A 20,553-nucleotide genomic window follows, 5' to 3' on the forward strand; every position below is an offset into this window, starting at 1 on the left:
TGCCTACACATCCAGGAGGAGTTTGATGAAAAAACTGGTCACATTGCTGCTCGCCGCCACCCTGGGTCTGGCCGCCGCCCAGACCACCCTCACCTATGCCACCTGGGATGCCACCCGGGAGAAAGCCGACCGTAAGCTGATCGCCGCGTTCGAAGCGGCCAATCCAGGGATCAAGGTCAAGTACAACCTGGTGCCCTGGGACACCTACTGGCAGAAGGCCTCGGCCATGGTAGCGGGCGGGGTAACCTTCGATGTGATGTGGATGGATCTGGACAACTTCCCCTTCTACGCCTCGCAAGGGGCCTTGGAACCCATCCCCCTCGACGCGGCAGAGAAGGCCAAGTATCCGGCCCAGTCCCTGGCCCCCTACCTGATCGGAGATGGCAGCCAGACCTACGGCCTGCCCCTGGGGCCACAGGCGGTCTGTGTTTTCATCAATCGGGCTCTGTTCAAAGAGCGGGGGGTGCCCATCCCCACCACCGGCTGGACCTGGGACCAGATGCTCAGCGCAGCCCAAAAGCTCACCTTCAGCAAGGGAGGAAAGCGCTACTGGGGCATCAACGGCTCGGACCTGCAGCCTGACCTCGAGTACGGCATGAGCTTCTACTACACCTTTGGCGGCAAGGGCATCATCCAGAAAACCGCCAACGGCTACACCCCGAACCTCGAGGCCACCTTCCGCCAAACCGCCCAGCGCCTCTACGACCTGATCTACAAGTACAAGGTCTCCCCCACCGCCAACGATACCCCTCAAGCCGCCTACCAGCTCTTCCAGGCCGGGCAGTTGGGGATCTATGTCGAAGGCACCTGGATGACCGGGGTCTGGGCTGAGACCCCTGGGCTGGACTGGGCCTTTGCTCCCTTCCCCACGCTCAAGGCCGGGGAACCCCCCAGACCGCTCTACAGCGCCCATGCCCTGGTCATCCCCAAGGCCTCCAAGCAGAAGTCTGCGGCCCTCACCTTCGCCCGCTGGATCACCACCAGTCCCCAGGCCGGGAAGATCCTGGCCGAGAACGGCCTGCTCCCCACCCAGCCTGACCCTTACGAAAAGCTGTTCCTGAACGCCCTCAAGGGGCGCAACGGGGAGGTGATCTTCCAGCAGCTCAAAACCTCGGAGATTCGCTTCAGCAACCTGCGCACGGTCTCCAACCTGCCCGAGGTGTTGAACGCCCTCAACGCCGACTTGAACCTGGCCTGGACAGGGAATCTCCCGCTGGATAAAGCCATTGACAAAGCCAACACCGACATGGGGGCCCTGCTCAAGGAATCCAAGGAGCTCAAGTATTGAAGGCTGGCCTCGAGCCCCGCGCCGCCACACCATGGTCAAGGCTATATCGCTATTCTGGACATCCATTCCTGCCCTCACCGGGGAGGAGCGGGGAGCCAATACCCCCCTTCCCACCGGTGCAGGCGCGGCTGGGGGTGCGGCATGAACTGGGTGCTGGGGGTAGACGGCGGCGGCAGTAAAACCCTGATGGCCCTCGCCAGTCCGGAAGGTCAGGTACAGGGGCCATTCCGGGCTGAGGGGGTTAATCCCTTTGACAATGCGTCCTGGAAGCAGCACCTAACCGGGCTGCTGCAACAGCTCCCCTGCTCAGGGTCAGAGATCGCCTACGCAGCCCTGGGCCTGCCGGGGTATGGCGAGGTGCCTCGAGTCAGCGCAGAACAAGTGGAGACGGTGGGCACAGCGCTAACCCAAACGGCTTTTGCGGTGCTCAACGATGTAGAAGTGGCGTTCGTGGGGGCCCACCCAGGCCAAGCCGGGGTTCTGATACTCTCCGGCACAGGTTCCATGGCCTGGGCGGCCTCGGCCCACCGCCAGCTCCGGGTGGGGGGCTGGGGCGATGGCTTCGGAGACGAGGGAAGCGCCTACTGGATTGGCCAACGCGCCCTGGGCTCCCTCAGCAAGGCCCTGGATGGACGTTTGGAGGATCCCGGGTTTGCGAGCGGGATGCTCGAGGCCATCGGGGCGCGAGACGGCGAGGGTCTGCTGGAGTGGTTTTACCGCCTCGAGCACCCCCGTTCGGGAATTGCGCGGCTCGCCCAGAGCGTAGACCGCCTGGCTGGACAAGGCAACCCCACCGCTCGAGCCCTGCTCAAGCTGGCCGCGGACGAGCTGGTTCTGCTGGCCCAGGCGGCCTTCCGGCAACTGGGCGACCCCGCGGCTCACCACTTCAGCTATGCCGGCAGCGTTTTCAACAGCGCCTTGATCAAAGCCTGGGTGGGTGAGGCCTTGCAGCCGCTGGGCACCTGGGCTCCCCCGGCACTGCCTCCCATCGGAGGGGCGTTGCTCTATGCCGCCCGCAAAGCCGGTTGGCCGGTAGATCCTGGGTGGATCGCCCGTCTAAAACAAGAACTACAGGATTGAGGACAAGGGCCAATGAACGATACCGAACGTGGAATCTTTGAGCAGTTCACCTACTGGCAACAACCCATCCAGGGCCTGGAGACCGTTCGCCTCAACCCGGCCCAGCCCATCGCGGTGGTGGGCTGTGGAACCTCCTATTATCTGGCCCAAACCCTGGCCGCCACCCTTAATCGGCTGGGCAAATCCGCCATAGCGGTGCCGGGTGGAGAGTGGCTTCTCCACCCCACGGCCTACCAAGCCACCCAGGGCCCGATACAGGTGTTGGCCCTCTCGCGCAGCGGCGAGACCACCGAAACCGTGGCCGCAGCCCGCAACAGCCGGGCCGCAGGGCATCGCGTGATCGGAATCACCTGCGCTAAAGGGAGCAGCTTGGCCGCGGTTTCCGACCATATCCTCGAGCTCGAGACCCATCCGCTGGAGGGTATCGTAATGACCGCTTCAGCCAGCCTGATGCTGTGGGCCGGGCTCCGGTTAGCCGGTTTGGCCGTGCCCCCAGGCTTTGCGGAGCGCGCCCAGCACTTGCTGGAGGCCAGCGCCCCCAAACTGAGCACCCTGCCCCTTAACCAAGGGCATTTGGTGTATCTCGGGGCCGCTGAGCTGTATGGGATCGCCAATGAAGCAGCCCTCAAGGCCCAGGAGATGAGCCTGAGCCTGGTGCAGGCCTACCATCCTATGGAGTACCGCCACGGCCCCATCTCGATGGTCGAAAAAGGGGTTCTGGCCACCCTGCTCTACCACCCCGCCGGGCTGCCGGAAGAGACCGCCTTGGCTCGAGAGCTGGAGGCCAAAGGGGCTACGGTGTTGGGCCTGGGGGGACCCGGCCAGGTGAGCCTGGAGCTGGATGAACCCAACCCAGCCCTGCGGGGATTGCTGCTGCTGCCAGTGCTCCAGCTCCTAGGCGAACGCATCGCCCAGGCCAAGGGCTTAGACTCCACCGCCCCCCGCCACTTGAGCAAAGTGGTGACCTTGTCCTGAGCTGGGGAGGAAACGTGACCGCTCGCCCCAAAATTACCTTGATTGGCGCAGGCAGCGCGGTGTTTGCCCGCCAGATCGTGACCGACATCCTGAGCATCGAGGGGCTGCCCACAGGCCGATTCGCCTTGGTGGACCTCGACCCTGAACGGCTGGAGCTGGCCCGCCGGATCACCGAGCGGGTGATACAGCTCAAAGGGCGCGACTGGGAGGTGCAGGCCTCCACCGAACGGAAGGAAGTGCTGGCGGGAAGCGATTTTGTCATCAACACCATCGAGGTAGGGGGGCTCGAGAACGTCCGCTACGACTACGAGATTCCGCTCAAATACGGCGTGGATCAGTGCATTGGCGATACCATCGGGCCGGGCGGCATTTTCAAGGCCCTGCGCACCGGGGCGGCCTGGCTCGAGATTTTGCGCGACATAGAACGGCTTTGCCCCCACGCGGTGGTGATGAACTACACCAACCCCATGAGCATCCTCACCCTGGTGGGCCTCGAGGCCACCCGGCTACAGGTGGTGGGGCTGTGCCACAGCGTGCAGGGCAGCTCGCAGCAACTGGCAGAGTACCTCCAGGTGCCCTACGAGCAGCTCGACTGGCGCTGTGCCGGGATCAACCACAACGCCTGGTTCACCCGCCTCGAGGTTGGCGGGGTAGACCAGTACCCCATCCTGCTGGAGCGCATCCAAGACCCCGCCCTCTACGAGCGCGACCCCATCCGCTTTGAGTGGGTCAAGCACTTCAGGGCATACCCCACCGAGTCCAGCGGTCATTTCTCCGAGTACAGCCCCTACTTCCGCAAACGCCCCGACCTGATCACTCGCTACACCCGCGCGGGGTACTTGGGCGAAAGCGGGTTCTACGCCAACCACTGGCCCCAGTGGCGCAAGGAGTCGGATGAATACATTCGGGCCATGCTGAACGGCAGGGAAGAAATTCCGCTCGAGCGCAGCCCCGAGTACGCCGCCGACATCGTAGAAGCAAAGATGCTTAACCAAGCCAAGGTGATTTACGGCAACGTCTTCAACCACGGCCTGATTGACAACCTCGGCCCGGGTTGTGTGGAGGTGCCTTGCCTGGTAGACCGCAAGGGCCTCCAGCCCACCCACTTCGGCCCCCTGCCCGAGCACCTCGCCGCCCACAACCGCGCCCACATGGCGGTGCATGCCCTAATGGTGCAGGCCATCCTGGGCAAAAACCGCCAGGCCGCCAAATATGCCCTAATGCTGGACCCGCTGACCGCCGCGGTCTGCTCCCCTGCGGAAATTGATGCCCTGTTCGAGGAGATGTGGGCGGCGGAGGCAGGGTTTTTGGGGGCTTATGCATGAATAAACCCGTCAGCGTTTTGATTATCGGAGCGGGAAGCCGGGGGCAGATCTATGCCCAGTTCGCCCAGCAGTACCCCGAGCGAATGCGGGTGGTAGGGGTGGCGGAGCCCCGGGCCTTTCAGCGTGAGCAGATGGCCCAAACCTACGGCCTCCCCCCGGAGAACGTGTTCAGCGATTGGCGCGAGGTGGCCTCGAGGGGACGCCTGGCCGACGCGGTGGTGATCGCTACCCAAGACGCCCAGCACGTCGAACCGGTGGAGGCCCTGGCCCCCCAAGGCTACGCGATCCTGCTGGAAAAGCCCATGGCCCCCGACCTTGAAGGCAGCCTGCGCATCGTCCGGGCGGTAGAGACCCACGGCAATCTCTTTGCGGTCTGTCACGTGATGCGCTACACCCCCTACACCCAACTGCTCAAGCGGGTGCTGGACTCAGGGGCCATCGGAGAGATCGTGAGCGTGGAGCACCTGGAACCCGTAGGCTACTGGCACCAGGCCCACTCCTTCGTGCGCGGCAACTGGCGGCGCGAGGACCAATCCTCCTCGATGCTGCTGCAAAAGTCCTGCCACGACCTGGACTGGCTGCGCTACCTCCTGGGGCAAAGCTGCACCCGGATTTCCTCCTTTGGCTCACTCAAACACTTTCGCGCTGAGGAAAAGCCCGAAGGTGCTGCCGAACGCTGCCTGGACTGCTCGATAGAGCCCACCTGTCCCTACTCCGCCAAACGCATCTACGGGCGCCATCTGGCCAGCGGCTTCACGGGGTGGCCCCTCAATGTCCTGACCCCTGAGCCCACCCCGGAGTCCGTTGCTCAAGCTCTGCGGGAAGGCCCGTATGGGCGCTGCGTCTACGCCTGCGACAACGATGTGGTGGATCATCAGGTGGTCAATATGGAGTTTGCCAAGGGGCAGACGGCCAGCTTCACCATGACCGCCTTTACCCAGATGCGCCCGCGCGAGACCCGGATCTTCGGCACTCGAGGGGAGCTGTATGGGGATGGGCGGCAGATTCGAGTCTACGACTTCCTTACCGAGACCACCCTCAGCCACGACAGCCAAGCCGCCACCGATGGCTCGATCCTCTCGGGGCACGGCGGGGGGGATTTCGCCCTGATGGAGCGCTTTATTGCCTCTGTGGCCACCGGGGATCCCAGCGGGATCCTCTCCGGAGCCCGGGAGTCTTTGGAAGGTCACCTCATGGTGTTTGCCGCGGAGCGGGCCCGCAAAGAAGGGCGGGTGGTGCGCCTGGAGGAGCTGGAAAGCTAAAAGCCTGGCCTCCGCAGAAGCCGCAATAATGCTGGTATGAATTACCCTCAGTTCCTCGAGCTCCTGGGGTGGTTGGCCACTCTGACCTTCGCCACCTCAGGGGCGCTGCTGGCGGTGCAGAAGCGCTTTGATCTGGTGGGGATCTTTGTGCTGGCTGGGGTCACCGCGGTGGGAGGGGGCTCGATCCGCGACCTCTTGGTGGGCTCCCTGCCCCCTCAAGTGTTTCGCAACGAATCGGTCATCTGGGCGGTGCTGCTGATCTCGCTTTTGGTATGGCGCTTTTATGGTCGGGTTTCCCGTTTAGATCGCCCGATCTACTACCTCGATACGGTGGGGTTGGGGCTCTTCGCAGCCCTGGGGGCGGAGCGCGGCCTGACCTTTGGTTTGGGATTCTGGGGGTGCATTTTTGCCGGGACGGTCTCGGGAGTAGGGGGAGGCATACTGCGCGACGTTTTGGCCGGGGAGGTACCGGGGGTGTTTTACCGTAACCGCGATCTCTACGCCTCGGCCGCTTCGGCAGGGGCCCTGGTGGTGTTTATCATCTACAAGTTCTTCCCCTCCCTCGCGGCGTTGGCCCTCCTATTGGGGGCCACCACGACCATTGCCCTCAGGCTCAGCAGCCGGTGGCTGGGGCTGCGGCTGCCCACCCCAAAACCCTAGCCTTCCCGCTCGAGCCCCCCGCGTCAGTCTATCTTCTCGAGCCCAGCAAACTTGAGGGCCAGTTTTTTGAGGCCCAGCCCAGGGAACATCACCGTAACCTCCCCCCCGAGAGCCGCGACCACGGTGCCCTGCCCAAAGCGGGGATGCCGCACCCGCTCCCCCCCCCTAAACTCGCCGAGTGAGGGCTTGGGCTTGGGCTCAGGGCGAGTATAGGCCATTACCGGAACCGCAGTGTCTCCAAAGGCTCCTATCTCCTTGAGCAGTTCCGGCGGCACTTCCTCCAAAAAGCGGCTGGGACGGCTGTATTCGCGCTTGCCGTAGGTCTCGCGCTCCTCGGCATAGGAGAGGTAGAGCTTCTCCTGGGCCCGGGTGATCCCTACATAGAACAGGCGGCGTTCCTCCTCCAAATCCTCGAGGCGACTCAGGCTGTTGCGGTGGGGCAGCAGGTTCTCCTCCAGCCCGACCAGGAACACCGTGGGAAACTCGAGGCCTTTGGCGTTGTGCAGGGTCATCAGGGTGACCGAGGCCTCGGGTGGGGCCTCGCCCTTCTGGGGCTCCTCGGCCTTAGCGGTAAGGGCCACCGAGTCTAGGAAGTCCGAGAGCGAACCGCCTTCCTCCTCCTCCCAGTCACGCGCAGCCCGCAGCAACTCCTCGATGTTCTGCAAGCGTTCTTCCCCATCGGTTTCCTGCTTCAAGGCCTCACGGAAACCGGTAGCATCCAGCACCCGCTCAAAAAACTCCGCCGGCCCGGTCTCAAAAGCGGCCTCGAGCAGCTCCTCGAGAAGCTCCACAAAAGCCTGTACCGGCTGAGGCCTCGAGAGCAGCCCCTCGGCCTGACGCAGCACCTCGAACAGGCTCTGCCCCGTGCGCTGGGCTTGCTCGACCAGCTTGCCCACCGTGCTGGCCCCAATGCCTCGAGCCGGGGTGTTGAGGATACGGCGCAGGTTAATGCCATCCAGCGGGTTGACCGCCACCCGCCCATAAGCCAGCAGGTCTTTGACCTCCCGCCGCTCGAAAAACCCCACCGCCCCCACCAGCCGCACCGGAACCCCACCCCGCCGTAGGTGCTCCTCCAGCAAGCGGGACTGGGCATTGGTGCGGTAGAGCACCGCGATCTGGCCATACTGCCCCAGCTTGACGATCTCCCGGGCCACAAAGGCAGCCTCCTCCCGGGCGTTGGGGGCGCGGTAAAGCCGCACCGGCTCACCCCCGGCCTTCACCGAGCGCAGGGTTTTTTCCAGGCGCAGGGCGTTCTTCTCGATGACCGCATTGGCCACCTGGAGGATGGACTCGGTCGAACGGTAGTTTTCCTCGAGCCGAAACACTTTGGCCCCAGGGTAGTCCTTGGTGAAATCCAGAATGTTGTGGATATCGGCGTTGCGAAAACCATAGATGCTCTGATCGGGGTCGCCCACCACCATCAGGTTGGGCCCCGTTCCCCCCTCAGCCAAACCAGCTAGAAGCCGGGTCAGCCTATACTGCACCGGGTTGGTGTCCTGGTACTCATCCACGTGAATGAAGCGGGCCCGCTGGCGAATTTTGGCCAGGACACCGGGCTGCTCCTCGAACAGCTGAATGCTCAAGAGCAGCAGGTCGTTGAAATCCACCGCACCCTGGGCCCGCATCCCGGCCTGGTATTTGCGGTAGACCTCCCCCGCAAGCTCCTTGGGCACCCCCCCGATAAACTCCGGGGCTTCGCGCAGAAACTCGGAGAGCCCCCTCCCCTGGTTTTTGATCCGGTCGAGCATGGCCCGAAATGGACCGGGCTTGGCCTCGAGGCCTAGCTCCTTCAGGATTTCCTTGAGCAGGGTGGTCTGGTCGTCGTCGTCATACACCACAAATCCCGATTTGAGCCCCACGTACTCGCCGTACACCCGCAAAATGCGCAGCGCCGCCGAGTGAAAGGTAGAAACCCATAGGTCGCTGGCCGAGCCCCCCACCATCCTGGCCAGCCGCTCCTTCATCTCCCCTGCGGCCTTGTTGGTGAAGGTCACGGCTAAAACTTCCCCAGGGTACACCCGCCGCTCGCGCAACAAATAGGCGATGCGGTGCACCACCGTGCGGGTTTTACCTGAACCTGCGCCCGCCACCACCAGCGCCGGGCCTTCGTAGTGTTGGACGGCTTCTTGTTGGGCCGGGTTGAGCGAGGAGAGCAGGTCATCCATTCGAAGGCCGAGTCTAACACCCCGGCCCAACCAGATGGGTGAGGGGCTTCCTATTGATCGTTGAACTCACTACCGGCAGGCTGCTCCACCACCACATCCCCCGTGTCGAGGTTGTAGCGAATGCGGCGTCCCTTGGCCGTACCGTTTTTGTCGGTGCTGACCACCGGGTCTTTGTCGCTGCCAAAGAGGTAGGCCACCCCGTCTTTTTCCCGCACCAAGGCCGAGCTGGCCAGGGTGGTGCGCCCGTTTTGCTCGAGCTTGATCTCACCAAACATCCTCAGGGTCTCGTCGTCCACGTTGTACACCATCCGCTGCGACTGGCCCTTGAGGGGTTTGTCTCCGCTGCGGGAAATCTCGTTGGGGCCGAGGATACTGGCCTCACCGGTGTCATTGTCGTACTCGAGACGGCTGCCATAAACGGTGCTCTTGCCCTGGCGCACCTCTACCGCCTTGGGGGCGGCCTTGGGCTGGATCTCGAGGCGGTCCTCGGCTTCGTTATAGCTGGCCGAACCCCCATCGAGCTGCACGGTCTCGCCCCCGTCCTTGATCTTCTCCACCAGGGCCAGGGCTCCGAATGCCTGGGCATCCTTACCGAAGCGCACATTGACCCGGAAGGGAGCCGGGTCATAGAACACGAAGCGCTGGAGCACCGCCCCTTTGCGCTCCCCGGCATACACCCGCCGGGCCAAGGGGGTTTGGTCGGGGTGGTCCTCGTCCTTGACATACTCCACCGTGACCCCCTCTCCTACCTTGAGCCCCTTGGCCATCTGGGTGGTGTCGTTCATGCGGACAGCCTTCCCCCCAACCATCAAAGGATCGAGCTGCTCTAGCTTGCCCACGATCAGATCGCGCTCCTCGATCTGGCTCACGCCCTGGTCGTCCGGGCTGGTCTTGATGGCGGTGATGGTCTTACCTTTGCGCTCGAGGGTGGCTGTGGGAGCAAAGGGGTCAAGGGTGTCCTGGCCCTGGTCTGGGGGTGGGCCGGCCTGCTGGGCCCATACCCACATCAACAGCAGCGAGCCCAAGGCCAGAGCACGGGCCGGAAAGAGCCAAGCCCTGGCCCCCCGCTTCTCCCCCCCGGCTTTCTGCTGCTGCATTTCTGGACCCTGTTCAGCTCCCAGCCTTTTTGAAATCCGCCTCAGGCAACTTAAACGGCTGGTTGTATAGCTGCACCCGCTTGTTGTTGACATTCTGCTTGAGCGTGCCGCTGCTGAGGGTGGCGCCATCCTTTTTGTTCACGCTCTTGGCCGGGAGGCCCTTAGCCCGGTCCCCCAGGATGATGGCCTCGCCGGTGTTGTCGTCATAGTAAAGGCTGGCCCCCGTGGTGGTGATGTCCCCGTCGATCAGGGTCACACCACCGGTAGCGATCAGGCGCTTGGCCTCGGTCAGGCTGCGAATTTCCTTGCCCTGAATGATCAGATCCCCGTTATCGCGCTTGCGGGTCAATACCACCTGGTTCTCGTCGGTGAAGATGGCCAGCCCCCGGTCCTCCTCGTAGTACACGGTTTGGGATCTCCCCTCCTGGCGCCCATTCTTAAGGCTAACCCCCCCCTCGCTGGTAGAGATGTTGGTGTCCACCTCAAAGGTCATGCGGGGAGCCACCACGTCCACAGGGTCGCTTTTGGAGTCTTTGGGGTCTTGGTGCATCTTGGCCCCCCCTTCCAGCACCCCTTTCCCTGTGGCTTCAGAGTAGACCAGTTTAGGGCCGGTGGCGGTCATCCGATCGCGCTTGACGGTGACGCTGTTTTCAAAGGTGGCCACTCGAGCCCCCTCAGCGGCCTGCATGCTCTTGCCTGGCGGTGCGCTCAGGGTGGCCTTGAGGGCGACAATCTGTAGGTCCTTGACCTTGCCCACCAACGAACCCACCTTGGTGGCCTCGTAAACCCAAGGGCCGTTGGTCAGGTCCCCGGTACGCCGCGCCGAGGCATCGGGGCTTTCAATGGTGATCACGCGTTCTTTGGTGCTTGCGGCCAGAGCCACCGCACAAAACACAAGCAGAGCGACACGCTTCATTGGCTTCCTCCTTGGATGGTGCAGGGCTGAGGCTCCCCACCGGTGATAAAGGTCTCCTTGCGCACATTCCAGCTGGGGTTTTGAATCCCGAAGTCGCTGGTGAAATTCACCCCATCCACCTGGATGGTGGGCGAGGTGATGAGCACCGAGGGGGCTTTAAACCCCTGGCGCTGGTCAATGGTCACTGGGGACTGGCCCGCGGCCCCTAGCTGAACGCTATAGCACCCCTTGAGGATCTCCACCTTGGCATAGGGCAGGCGCAGGTTGTCCTGGCGGTCAATGGTCACCACCGGGGCAAAGAGGCGCAGCTCGAGGGTGTTCTCCACATAGCGCTGGCCAGTTTGCAGCCCGCTGACCCTGGCCTCCCGCGTACCAGGGTCCTGCTCCACCTCCGCCGCCGAAAACTCCCAGCGGGCTTTGGGGTCTTGTTCGGGGTAAAGGGTGAGATGAACATTCTCGAGCCGCACCCCCTGGGGTGGGGTTGGTGGAGGGGGGACCGGGCGGGTGACCAAGAACACCGAGAGGGCTACGATGACGGCAAGGGCGATGAGGGCGGTGCGAACCACGGTAGAAGCCTAGGGTTTGGGGCGCTTAGAAGGGTGAAGCGAGGGGCAGTCCCCAAAGAACCCCTCTAGGAAAGCCCTCTCCAGCGCTCAGGGTACATCCTGGAGGCTGCTCGAGCGGTGCATTTTACCCTGGGCTAACGCGGCCATAATCCAAAAGCAGCCCCCCGCGCCAGGCCCATCCGGAGCTCAGGACAGCACATCCCGGGTGGTCCCCCGGGTTCGGTAGTTCATCCAGCTCTTGCGCAAGCGCAGGGCTTTGGTGAGCACCCCGTACAGCGGGGAAAGCGCATAGTCATAGGCTGGGAAGCGCACCCGCTGCCCCCCAAACCCCTCCTTGAAGCGGTCAATCCCCGCCGCATGGCTACCCTCGCTGCGGCGCGGCACACCCCAAAGGTCGTAGATGCGGTAGCCATTTTCTAGGCCCCAACGAATGGCCCCCCAATGCATTCCGTTGGGGGCTTTGGCATTGGAGTGCTCCCGGCTGCTCCCCCCATAGAGATAGTCCACCTTGCCGGCAAAGGCCACGAAAAGCCCCGCGGCTAAGGGTTGGCCCTCGAGCCGGGCGATCGAGATGAAGGCCCGGCCTTCGGGCTGATTCATCGCCCGCAGCACCGTCTGATAGTAGGTTTTCGAGTGCTGGAGCAGCTTGGCCCGCCGATTGGTGGCCTCGAACAGCTCCCAGAACTCCTCAAAGGCCTCCTCGCCCTCAATGGTCGTGACCACCCGCTTCTCGGCCAGCTTGGTGTTGCGCTTGTGCATGTTGTCCATCTGGTCGAGCAAGCCCCCTTGGCCCAGGCTCAGGTCCAACCAAATGGTGTACTCAGGCTGGATGGTTTCAGCCAAGGCCAGACCAGGAAACTCGGGGGCCAAAGCCTCGGCGCTCTGCCCCCATTCAGGCTCGAGCTTCAGGTATACCGCCCCACTGGCCTGGGCCCTCAAAGCCTCCGCCACCTGGGGCAGCTCGCTCAGGTCGCGCAGGGCCGGGCCCCGGCTGGCATAGAGCATCGAGACCGGCCCCGCCAAGCGGCGGCGAAAAAGCTGGGCCGCAGCCACCAGGGTTTCCCCCTCATAGAGCGCTATCCGCTCAGGTTCCCAACCCGAAAGCCGCTTGACCTCCCCCCAACCCCACGACTGCAGGGCGCTGGTGATGGGCAAAGATGCGACCATTTGATTCCACTGAGCGGGCTCAAGCACGGTTTGGAGGCGCAACACGGTTCACCATTATGAGGCCAAGCACCCGGCGTTCACCACTGGGCGCAGGCCAGAGGGGGTTCTTTAAACATTTATACTGTCCCCGTGAGCCGCATTGCGTTTCAAGGGACCGAAGGCGCCTATAGCGAAGAGGCCTCGCTCAAAACCTTCCCTGGATCCACAGCCATTGGGCTACCCACCTTTCATCAGGTGTTTTCCGCGGTCAGCAACGGTGAGTTCGAGTTCGGGGTGGTCCCGGTGGAAAACACCACCGCCGGGATCATCAACCAAACCTACGACCTGCTTCTCGAGACCGATCTGCATGTGGTCGGTGAGATCGTGCTCAAGGTAGAGCACTGCTTGCTGGCCCCACCCGGCACCCGGATGGAGGACCTCAAGCGGGTCATCAGCCACCCGCAGGGTTTGGCCCAGTGCGATGGCTTCATCGCCCGTTACAAGCTCGAGGCTGAGCCGGTCTATGACACGGCGGGGGCCGCTCGAGAACTGGCCGAGCATCCCCGCCCAGGCCTGGCCGCCATCGCCAGCCGCCGGGCTGCCGAGCGTTACGGTCTGCAAATCCTGGCTGAGGGTATTCAGGATTTCAGCGGCAACTACACCCGCTTCTTCGTGCTCTCGCGCGAGGACCTGCCCCGCCGCGAGGGGCCATACAAAACCTCGGTGGTGTTTACCACCCGCCACCGCCCCGGCGAGCTGCTGGCGGCCTTACAGGCCTTTGCCGACCAGGGCATCAACCTGACCAAGCTCGAGTCCCGCCCGCGCCGCGACCCCGACCGGCCCTTCTCCCCTATTTTCTACGCCGACTTCGAGGGCCATGCCGAGGACGCGGGGCCCTCACAGGCCTTGCTGGTGCTGCTGCGCCGGGCTTCCTTCGTCAAAGTGCTGGGCTCTTATCCGGCGGTGACGAGCTGGGGCTTCGTGGGGCAGAGAACCTCGGCCACACCGGAGGTCTAAAGGCCCGTTCACGCCCCCTGGGCTTCCGGCTATGATTGGGGATGTGAGTCAGCCCTTCGTAATCGGAATCGCCGGAGGCACAGGCAGCGGTAAAACCACCGTCACCGAGGCGGTGGTGGAGGCTGTGGGGAGCGCGCACGTGGCCCTGTTGCCGATGGACAACTACTACAAAGCCAACACCCACCTGCCGCTCGAGGAGCGTCGCAAGCTCAACTACGATCACCCAGAGGTCTTCGACCTCGAGCTCTACCTGGAAGACATCCGCCGCCTGCTCTCCTGGCAGAGGGTACAGATGCCACAGTACTCCTTCAAGGAGTACACCCGTCTGGCCCAGACCACCTTGGTCAAACCGGCCCCGGTGGTGGTATTGGAGGGAATTATGGTGCTGGTGGATGCCCGGGTGCGGGAGGCCATGAACCTCAAGGTCTTTGTGGATGCCGACCCCGACGTGCGCTTCATCCGCCGCCTACAGCGCGACCTGGCGGAACGCGGACGCAGTGTGGATAGCGTGGTGCGACAATACCTCGAGCAGGTGCGACCGATGCACCTCTCCTTTGTGGAGCCCTCCAAACGCTACGCCGATGTGATCATCCCTCACGGTGGGCGCAACGAGCAGGCCCTGGCCATGCTGACCGCCCGAGTCACCGCCCTGCTGATGGAGGGGAGAAAAGCATGAACCTCAACCTGCTGCGGATTGCGGTGCTCCTGGCGGCGCTGGTCTGTATTCCCGCCCTGCTGCCCCGGATGAAGGCTGAGCGGCCCGGCCCGGTGGTCTTGATGATGGACGGTGAGGCCGTCTCAGATGAGGCCCGGACCGAGGGCAAGAGCCTCGAGGCCCTCCTGCAGGAGTACAAAGCTCAGGGGGTGGGCGGGGTGGCGCTTTACGAGCGCTCAGTACGGGGGCTGGTCGACAAAGGCCGCGTCATTTACCAATCCGCTGCCAACCTCAAGCTGATCTACCCTGTGGCCCCGGTCAAGCCCGGCTGGTACTACCTGACCGGCCCCACCGCTCTTTTGGACCAGCTTGCGGCGGAGTGGGACGTGCCCACCGAGCGCATCACCATCGGCACGCAAAGCTGGCTGGGGGCTCCTTTAGATGTGGGGGGCTTCCCCGCTGGGTTTGACCCCGACCTCTTCCGACAGCTCAAAGCCCAGGGCTTCTATCTGGCCGCCCGGCCCCTCAACTCCCCCAACCGCAGGTTCGAAGCCCCCCTGGTTCCCCCCGAGACCGATGTGGTGATCTTTGGCGGCACCGAGGTGCTGGGCTTCCCCGACCCCGAGACCATTGAGAAGGTCGCAACCCGCCTGGAGGGCAAACCCGTGGCCATGATTGAGTCCACCAACCAGCGCGGTTTTGACCTCATCTCGAAATACCTACCGGTACTGCGGTTGTTCAGCATCAAAGCCGACTGGCAGGATAAGCTTACCCCGCCCGAGGTCACGGATAAGTTCGTGCTGGCCGCGAGGGAGCGCGGGCATCAAATCCTCTACCTGCGCCCCTTCCGCACGGCCCAAGACACCCGGGAGTTCTTAAGCCTGCTCACCAACGACCTGGGCCGCTCGCATATCCCCATCGGCACCCCGATGCCGCGCAACTTCCATCCCTCGCCCCTGCGCTATGTGGCCTGGATTGGAATTGCGGCTGGGGTGGTGCTGCTGGCTCTGGGGCTTCCGGCGCCGTTTGGCATTCCTGTGGCCATCCTGCTCACGCTGTTTGCTCTGGGTTACGCTCGCTCAGAAAGCGGGCCGTTGTTGGCGGCCATGGTCTTCCCGGTGCTGGGGTTCCTCGAGCGCCCCCGGCTTCTGGCCCCTGCCGTGCTCGGGATCGCCGGGGGACGGTCGGCGCCGCTCCAACCGGCTGCGGTTACGCCGGTACCAGGAATGGGGCTGTGGCTGGCGGCGGTGCTCTATGCCTTTGCCGGGGTGATCTTCCTGGCCGCTCTGGGCAGTACCCCTCAAAGCGTGCTGGGGCTCCAGCCGTTCAAAGGCGTCTCCCTAACCCTGATTGTGCCCCCCTTGCTGGTCGCCCTGTCCTTTTTGCCCCGCGACTTCAAGGGAGCCCTAAACACCCTCTACGCCCACCCCCTGCGGCTGGGCGAGGTCGCCCTGGCCATCTTTGGGCTAGCCCTGGTCGCCCTGGCCCTATTGCGCCGGGGCAACGACGCGGCGGGCAGCATTGTACCGAGCTGGGAGCTACAGCTACGGGCTTTTCTCCAGGACATCATGGTGCGCCCGCGCTTCAAGGAAATCTTTGCGCATGCCCTGGCCCCAATCGCGCTGCTGCTGCCCTGGCCCACCTGGATCCGCAACAGCCTGCTGCTGCTGGTCTCGGTAGGCATTGCCTCCATCCTTAACACCTTCTCGCACTACCACACCCCCCTCACGATCTCCTTCTTTAGAGTGTTGAACGGAATCGTGATCGGGCTTATCGTGGGATTTATCGGCCTGGCAATCGTGCGGAGGGTGCGGCGATGGTGGTTGGAGTAAGCGGGTACTACGGGTTCCAAAACGCGGGCGACGAAGCCATCCTCGAGGCCATCGTCCAGGAAGTGCACTCCCGGGGGCACCAAGTCCTGGCGTTTTCCGCCAACCCTGCCGTCACCGCCAAGCGCTACGCAATCCAGGCGGTGCGGCGCAGCCATCCGCTCGAGGTCTGGAAGGGGTTAGGCCAGATCGACCTTTTCCTCTCTGGCGGCGGTGGGCTCCTGCAAGACAAAACCTCGAGGATGAGCCTGATGTACTACCTGGGCCTGATTGGCCTGGCCCGCCGACGCGGCAAGCCGGTATATGTGTTCAACCAGTCGCTGGGGCCGCTCTCCGCTCGGGGGGAGCACCAGGTCAAGCGCTCGCTGCGTGGGGTGGAGTGCTTCTTCCGCGATGAAGCCTCCCTGGAGTATGGGCGGCAACTGGGTTTGAATGTGCAGTATGGGGCCGATCCGGCCCTGCTGCTCACCCCTCCCCCGGTAGAGCGCGAGCCCAACATGGTGGTGCTGGTGCCACGGGCTGGGCTCGAGGCCGCCAACACCAACCTGCACAAGCTCGGGGATCGGCTGCGGGTAGAGGGGTTTGAGGTGGTGGTGCTGGCCCTGCAACCCGGCCACGACGAGCCGGCCCTCGAGCGCTTCTCCTCCTTCACCCGTGAGCTGGCCTGGGACCCCCGCCGGGTCAGCTACCTGCTGGCCCAGGCTGGGTACGTGGTCTCGATTCGCTTGCATGGGGCCATCCTGGCTGCCGCCGCCGGCACCCCCTTTGTGGGGATTGCCTACGACCCCAAGGTGGCGGGCTTCTGCCGCGATGCCGGGGCCCCGTATGTAGACATGCCCGGTGACGCAGACCTCCTGGCCTCGGCGGTGCTCTCGCAGCGACAGCCCAACTGGAAGGCTGTAGACGAGATGAAGGCCCGGGCCCGGGCCAGCTTTGATCGGGTGCTCTCGGTGAATCGCCAGCGCAGGGTTAAGACCCGGTAAGGCCCTATAGCCGCATCGCCTCGAGCCTTCGCTCCATGACCGCCGCGTACTCAGTCCACTCCTCGAGGGCCTGATTCACCGACTGGCGCATGAGGAACTCTCCGGGCGAGAGGCGTTTGAGCAGCAGAAAGGGCGGGGTTGAGAGGGTCTCCAGCACCCCCTGGAGCTGATCCGGCTCGAGGCCCAGCTCCCGAGCCGTAGGCATCAGGTCGGCCAGCAGGAAAATCTGCTGGGGAGGCAGCTCCGCCAGCAAGGCCAGCCCCGCAGAAAAAACCCCCCGCTCAGCCAGCACCCCGGAAATTTCGGCCTCGAGGCTCGCGATGGACTCGAGGTCTAGGCGCCCCTCCCGCAGGCGTTTCTCCAGATCGAGGGCCCCCAACGGGAACACCGAACGCAGCTTGACCAGACGGCTCAGGGCTTCGGGGGAGACATAGGCCAGCCCCCCCTGCCCCAACCCCGAGGGCCGTACCGAGCCGACCTCGCTTAGGGCCTCGGCCCGGCTGGACTCTCCAGCCACAATCGCCGCATAATGCACCCGCCCGGACTGGCGCAGCGCCAACAGCTCGCGGGCTTCCATCTCGCCAAAGCGCACCAGGGCCAGGCTGAAGGTGCGCCTTCCCAGCACCGCACGGAAGGTCCAGGGCGGCCCCCCGGACTCCCGCACCAACCCCAGGGCCTCGAGATCGGCGCTAAACGCCGGGGCCTCCGCGCTGACCGGTACTTGCGGAAACAACACCTCGCGCGGGTAGGGGGTGACCTTGACCCGTTTTTCCGGCTTCTCCGCCCGGCTCCCCTCTGCTGGCTCCGGAGCGGGCTCGGGCGGAGGCGCAGGCGCGCGGCGCGGCTTGGCCGGTTTGGCCGCCGGGGTCAGGGCCTCGAGGCCGATCTCCTCCCCTTCAAAGTGCAGCAGGAGGGTCTCGTTGGCGCTCAGGCGTCGCTTGTCGTAGTAGGCTCCCAGCCCCTCGATGCGGCCCCTCCCCCAGTTGACCTCGGCGGCATAGGTGTCCCCATCTTCATCGCGAAAGATCACATGATCTCGTCCCTGAAGGTAGTTGCGCAGGGTCAGGGTCAGGTTCATGGTTCCCGTGGTGAGGCAGTTGCTGGTCAAGACATAGCGTCCACTCATAGGGTTCTGGCACCTTTACACATTGGACAAGAAAGCGGCTTGCGTTACCGGAACCGGACGTCCGGCGGTGAGCATGTAGTACATCTCAGAGGCCACCGCCAGCGTGGTCTCGACATCCGCCAAGGCCCGGTGGCGCCCCTGAGCAGGGAGGTCAAAGGCCCAGGCCAAAGCATCCAAACCCCGCTTGGGCAGCCCTGGCAGGGCCTTTCTGGCCCAGTGTAGGGTGTCGACTACCGGGTTGTCCAGGCGATGGCCCAGCCGCAACAGCCGGGGCTTGAGAAAGCCGAGGTCGAAAGCGGCATTTTGAATGATCAGGGTTGCGCCTTCCAGCAAGGGCCAGGCCTCCTGCAAAACCGTATAGATGTCTGGGGCTTGGCGCACATCGGCATCGCAGATCCCCGTAAGGCGGCGGATGAAGGGCGGAATGCTGGCCCCAGGGTTAACCATTCGCTGGAACACCTGTTGCCCCCCCGCCTCGAGGCGAATAAAGGCCAGTTCAATGATCTCGTGATCGGCGGTTGAAAGCCCGGTGGTCTCCACGTCCAAAACCACAATGGCCTCCCCGGAAGCCGGGAAGGGATACCGCCACTCCCATAAGCCCAGCTCCCCCCCCACCCGCTCAAAGCGCCCATCCAAAAGCGGCTCGAGCAGCTCCTCCACCCAAGCCCCTCCCGGAACCTGCCGGCTGGCCAGAACGCTTTCAGCCAGAGCGCGGGCTTCCAGCGGAATCCCGGCGCTGCGCAGATGCCGCACCAGACGGGTCGAGAGGCGGTAGTGGGTAGGGCTCAGGCCGGATCGGGGGTGCGTGGCGATGGTCATATGCACATTTAGAACCTCAGAGCGCTGGGGAATACACCGGAATTTCTAGCAAGAGAACCCGTTCTCCAGTAAGCAGATCGCATTAATCGGGTCTCGTGCGAGTATACCTCAGCTCACAGTGTTATGACAGAGTTTAGAAGGGGTAACGCCTTAACGTATCGAAGGCCATCCCTGGCGGGGGTACGGGAATAGGGTCGTAGCTCGGGTCTTTAGCTCAGCGGAGCCACCTGCAGAAAAGCCTGTTCTGTGGCATCTTCGAAGGCTTTGGCCAGGGTGAAGAGCCTCTCGTCTTGAACCGGCCTGGCCATGAGTTGGACCCCTACCGGGAGGCCCTCTTCAAACCCGGAGGGGATCGAGAGCGCCGGCAAACCGGCCAAATTAACCGCTACCGTATCAATATCTGCCAGGTACATCGAGAGGGGATCGGAGAGCTTCTCACCTAGCCGGAAGGCGGGGGTGGGGCTGGTGGGGGTGAGCAGCACATCGGCTCGAGCAAAGGCCGCATCGAAATCGGCCCTGAGCTTGGCCCGGGCCCGCAGGGCCTTGCCGTAGTAGGCCTCGTAGTAGCCCGAGGAAAGGGCAAACGTGCCCATCAAGATGCGCCGTTTGACCTCAGGGCCCAAGCCGGCCTCGCGGCTGCGCATCATGGTCTCGGTGACATCTGCGCCGGCGATCCGCAGGCCGTAGAGCGTGCCGTCATAGCGGGCCAGATTAGAGCTGATCTCCGAGGTGTCTACCAGGTAATACGTGGCCAGGGCATAGCGCAGGCTGGGAACGCTGACCTCGACGAAGCGCACCCCGCACCTTTGAAGCACCTGACGGAAATTTTCGCAGGCTGCGCTCACCCCCTCGCTGTTCCCCGAGGCGAAGGCCTCCCGCACGATCCCCACGGTGAGTTCAGCCGGCTCCGTCAAGGCCCTTTGAAACTGAGGCTCCAGCGGTAGGCTGGTTGCGTCCAGCGCATCAGGGCCGCTGATGGCGTCGGTGAGCAGGGCCAGATCCTCGAGGCTCCGGGCCATTGTCCCGACCTGATCTAGGCTGCTGGCGTGGGCCACCACCCCATAGCGGGAGATACGCCCATAGGTGGGCTTGAAGCCGTAGACCCCACATAACGCGGCGGGTTGGCGCACACTCCCACCGGTATCGGTACCCAAGGCCAGGGGGGCCAAGTTCGCGGCCACCGCCGCCGCCGAGCCGCCGGAAGTCCCCCCTGGGACCCGCTCCAAATCCCAGGGGTTCCGGGTAGGGCCAAAAGCCGAGTATTCGGTGGAAGAACCCATGGCGAATTCGTCGAGGTTGGTCTTGCCCAGCACCACCGCTCCCGCCTGGCGCAGCCGGGTGATCACGGTGGCATCATAGGGGGGGACAAAGCCCTCCAAGATTCTCGAGGCACAGGTGGTCTCTAGCCCCCGGGTGCAGAGGTTATCTTTGACCGCGACCGGAACCCCCGCCAGGGGCAGGGCCTCTCCCGCCTCGAGCCGCTTCTCCACAGCTTCGGCCTCAGCCTGGGCCCTAGGGTTCAGGCGAAGAAAGGCATGCACCCTGGGCTCGAGCCGCTGGATACGCTCCAAATACTCCTGAAGAACCTCTTTGGCAGAGATTTTGCCGCTTTTAACCGCATCGGCGATCTGGTGGGCCCACATA

At 63.8% G+C, this 20,553-nt stretch carries 18 protein-coding genes; 10 read left to right on the top strand and 8 right to left on the bottom strand.

The features are described 5' to 3' along the window. Nucleotides 1–25 precede the first annotated feature (25 nt). The 6 genes from Mgrana_RS05030 (at nt 26) to Mgrana_RS05055 (ending at nt 6,590) form a co-directional block, all read left to right on the top strand. Nucleotides 26–1,288 (top strand): ABC transporter substrate-binding protein, encoded by a 1,263-nt coding sequence (locus tag Mgrana_RS05030; RefSeq protein ID WP_119356511.1) that lies wholly within the window; start codon nt 26–28, stop codon nt 1,286–1,288. Between the two features lie 141 nt (nt 1,289–1,429). Next, on the top strand, nt 1,430–2,368 hold the full coding sequence (locus tag Mgrana_RS05035) for an N-acetylglucosamine kinase (protein ID WP_119356512.1): 939 nt from the start codon (nt 1,430–1,432) through the stop codon (nt 2,366–2,368). Between the two features lie 12 nt (nt 2,369–2,380). After that, complete coding sequence (locus tag Mgrana_RS05040; RefSeq protein ID WP_119356513.1) at nt 2,381–3,343, top strand: SIS domain-containing protein; 963 nt, start codon at nt 2,381–2,383, stop codon at nt 3,341–3,343. 14 nt (nt 3,344–3,357) lie between these two features. Further along, nucleotides 3,358–4,668 (top strand): alpha-galactosidase, encoded by a 1,311-nt coding sequence (gene melA, locus Mgrana_RS05045; protein ID WP_119356514.1) that lies wholly within the window; start codon nt 3,358–3,360, stop codon nt 4,666–4,668. Then, nucleotides 4,665–5,930 carry a Gfo/Idh/MocA family protein gene (locus Mgrana_RS05050; RefSeq protein ID WP_119356515.1) on the top strand — a complete coding sequence of 422 codons (1,266 nt, stop codon included), beginning with the start codon at nt 4,665–4,667 and terminating at the stop codon, nt 5,928–5,930. The genes melA and Mgrana_RS05050 overlap by 4 nt, the downstream gene beginning before the upstream one ends. Nucleotides 5,931–5,966: 36 nt before the next feature. After that, nucleotides 5,967–6,590 (top strand): trimeric intracellular cation channel family protein, encoded by a 624-nt coding sequence (locus Mgrana_RS05055; RefSeq protein WP_119356516.1) that lies wholly within the window; start codon nt 5,967–5,969, stop codon nt 6,588–6,590. A gap of 23 nt (nt 6,591–6,613) precedes the next feature. On the opposite strand, the gene Mgrana_RS05060 is transcribed toward Mgrana_RS05055, so the two are convergent. From Mgrana_RS05060 to Mgrana_RS05080, 5 genes are all read right to left on the bottom strand, one after another. Then, the gene (locus Mgrana_RS05060) at nt 6,614–8,755 is read right to left on the bottom strand and encodes an ATP-dependent helicase (protein ID WP_119356517.1); all 2,142 of its coding nucleotides are present in this window, start codon (nt 8,753–8,755) and stop codon (nt 6,614–6,616) included. A 50-nt stretch (nt 8,756–8,805) separates the two neighbouring features. Then, nucleotides 8,806–9,852, bottom strand: coding sequence for a hypothetical protein (locus tag Mgrana_RS05065; protein WP_119356518.1), 1,047 nt, complete (start codon nt 9,850–9,852; stop codon nt 8,806–8,808). Nucleotides 9,853–9,865: 13 nt separating this feature from the next. Further along, a complete protein-coding gene (locus tag Mgrana_RS05070) occupies nt 9,866–10,768 on the bottom strand; it encodes an OstA family protein (RefSeq protein ID WP_119356519.1) in 903 nt (300 codons plus the stop codon). Further along, on the bottom strand, nt 10,765–11,334 hold the full coding sequence (locus tag Mgrana_RS05075) for a hypothetical protein (RefSeq protein ID WP_119356520.1): 570 nt from the start codon (nt 11,332–11,334) through the stop codon (nt 10,765–10,767). Before Mgrana_RS05075 ends, Mgrana_RS05070 begins: the two co-directional genes overlap by 4 nt. A 186-nt stretch (nt 11,335–11,520) precedes the next feature. After that, nucleotides 11,521–12,546, bottom strand: coding sequence for a lipid II:glycine glycyltransferase FemX (locus tag Mgrana_RS05080; RefSeq protein ID WP_371862064.1), 1,026 nt, complete (start codon nt 12,544–12,546; stop codon nt 11,521–11,523). A gap of 84 nt (nt 12,547–12,630) precedes the next feature. On the opposite strand from Mgrana_RS05080, the gene pheA reads away from it, so the two are divergent. The 4 genes from pheA to csaB are packed head-to-tail and all read left to right on the top strand — an operon-like array spanning nt 12,631 to nt 16,964. Further along, nucleotides 12,631–13,497 (top strand): prephenate dehydratase, encoded by an 867-nt coding sequence (gene pheA / locus Mgrana_RS05085; RefSeq protein WP_119356522.1) that lies wholly within the window; start codon nt 12,631–12,633, stop codon nt 13,495–13,497. A 31-nt stretch (nt 13,498–13,528) separates the two neighbouring features. Then, on the top strand, nt 13,529–14,173 hold the full coding sequence (gene udk / locus Mgrana_RS05090) for a uridine kinase (protein ID WP_119356523.1): 645 nt from the start codon (nt 13,529–13,531) through the stop codon (nt 14,171–14,173). Next, nucleotides 14,170–15,984 (top strand): DUF5693 family protein, encoded by a 1,815-nt coding sequence (locus tag Mgrana_RS05095; RefSeq protein WP_119356524.1) that lies wholly within the window; start codon nt 14,170–14,172, stop codon nt 15,982–15,984. Before udk ends, Mgrana_RS05095 begins: the two co-directional genes overlap by 4 nt. After that, the gene (csaB, locus tag Mgrana_RS05100) at nt 15,969–16,964 is read left to right on the top strand and encodes a polysaccharide pyruvyl transferase CsaB (RefSeq protein ID WP_119356525.1); all 996 of its coding nucleotides are present in this window, start codon (nt 15,969–15,971) and stop codon (nt 16,962–16,964) included. Before Mgrana_RS05095 ends, csaB begins: the two co-directional genes overlap by 16 nt. 4 nt (nt 16,965–16,968) lie before the next feature. Here csaB and Mgrana_RS05105 read toward each other — a convergent pair whose 3' ends face one another. The 3 genes from Mgrana_RS05105 to gatA form a co-directional block, all read right to left on the bottom strand. Then, nucleotides 16,969–18,090, bottom strand: coding sequence for a hypothetical protein (locus Mgrana_RS05105; RefSeq protein WP_119356526.1), 1,122 nt, complete (start codon nt 18,088–18,090; stop codon nt 16,969–16,971). Nucleotides 18,091–18,105: 15 nt separating this feature from the next. Then, nucleotides 18,106–18,909 (bottom strand): 3'-5' exonuclease, encoded by an 804-nt coding sequence (locus Mgrana_RS05110; RefSeq protein ID WP_119356527.1) that lies wholly within the window; start codon nt 18,907–18,909, stop codon nt 18,106–18,108. Between the two features lie 209 nt (nt 18,910–19,118). Beyond that, nucleotides 19,119–20,552, bottom strand: coding sequence for an Asp-tRNA(Asn)/Glu-tRNA(Gln) amidotransferase subunit GatA (gatA, locus tag Mgrana_RS05115; RefSeq protein WP_119356528.1), 1,434 nt, complete (start codon nt 20,550–20,552; stop codon nt 19,119–19,121). Nucleotide 20,553 lies beyond the last annotated feature (1 nt).

Source organism: Meiothermus granaticius NBRC 107808 (genome assembly GCF_003574355.1).
Lineage (GTDB): Bacteria > Deinococcota > Deinococci > Deinococcales > Thermaceae > Meiothermus > Meiothermus granaticius.

Bases quoted from the DNA above. Each gene is read 5' to 3' on its own strand.
- Mgrana_RS05105 (WP_119356526.1), bottom strand. From the start codon at position 18,090: ATGAGTGGACGCTATGTCTTGACCAGCAACTGCCTCACCACGGGAACC.
- Mgrana_RS05065 (WP_119356518.1), bottom strand. From the start codon at position 9,852: ATGCAGCAGCAGAAAGCCGGGGGGGAGAAGCGGGGGGCCAGGGCTTGG.
- Mgrana_RS05030 (WP_119356511.1), top strand. From the start codon at position 26: ATGAAAAAACTGGTCACATTGCTGCTCGCCGCCACCCTGGGTCTGGCC.
- csaB (WP_119356525.1), top strand. From the start codon at position 15,969: ATGGTGGTTGGAGTAAGCGGGTACTACGGGTTCCAAAACGCGGGCGAC.
- Mgrana_RS05060 (WP_119356517.1), bottom strand. From the start codon at position 8,755: ATGGATGACCTGCTCTCCTCGCTCAACCCGGCCCAACAAGAAGCCGTC.
- Mgrana_RS05110 (WP_119356527.1), bottom strand. From the start codon at position 18,909: ATGACCATCGCCACGCACCCCCGATCCGGCCTGAGCCCTACCCACTAC.
- Mgrana_RS05095 (WP_119356524.1), top strand. From the start codon at position 14,170: ATGAACCTCAACCTGCTGCGGATTGCGGTGCTCCTGGCGGCGCTGGTC.
- udk (WP_119356523.1), top strand. From the start codon at position 13,529: ATGATTGGGGATGTGAGTCAGCCCTTCGTAATCGGAATCGCCGGAGGC.
- Mgrana_RS05055 (WP_119356516.1), top strand. From the start codon at position 5,967: ATGAATTACCCTCAGTTCCTCGAGCTCCTGGGGTGGTTGGCCACTCTG.
- Mgrana_RS05050 (WP_119356515.1), top strand. From the start codon at position 4,665: ATGAATAAACCCGTCAGCGTTTTGATTATCGGAGCGGGAAGCCGGGGG.
- Mgrana_RS05035 (WP_119356512.1), top strand. From the start codon at position 1,430: ATGAACTGGGTGCTGGGGGTAGACGGCGGCGGCAGTAAAACCCTGATG.
- Mgrana_RS05040 (WP_119356513.1), top strand. From the start codon at position 2,381: ATGAACGATACCGAACGTGGAATCTTTGAGCAGTTCACCTACTGGCAA.
- Mgrana_RS05070 (WP_119356519.1), bottom strand. From the start codon at position 10,768: ATGAAGCGTGTCGCTCTGCTTGTGTTTTGTGCGGTGGCTCTGGCCGCA.
- gatA (WP_119356528.1), bottom strand. From the start codon at position 20,552: ATGTGGGCCCACCAGATCGCCGATGCGGTTAAAAGCGGCAAAATCTCT.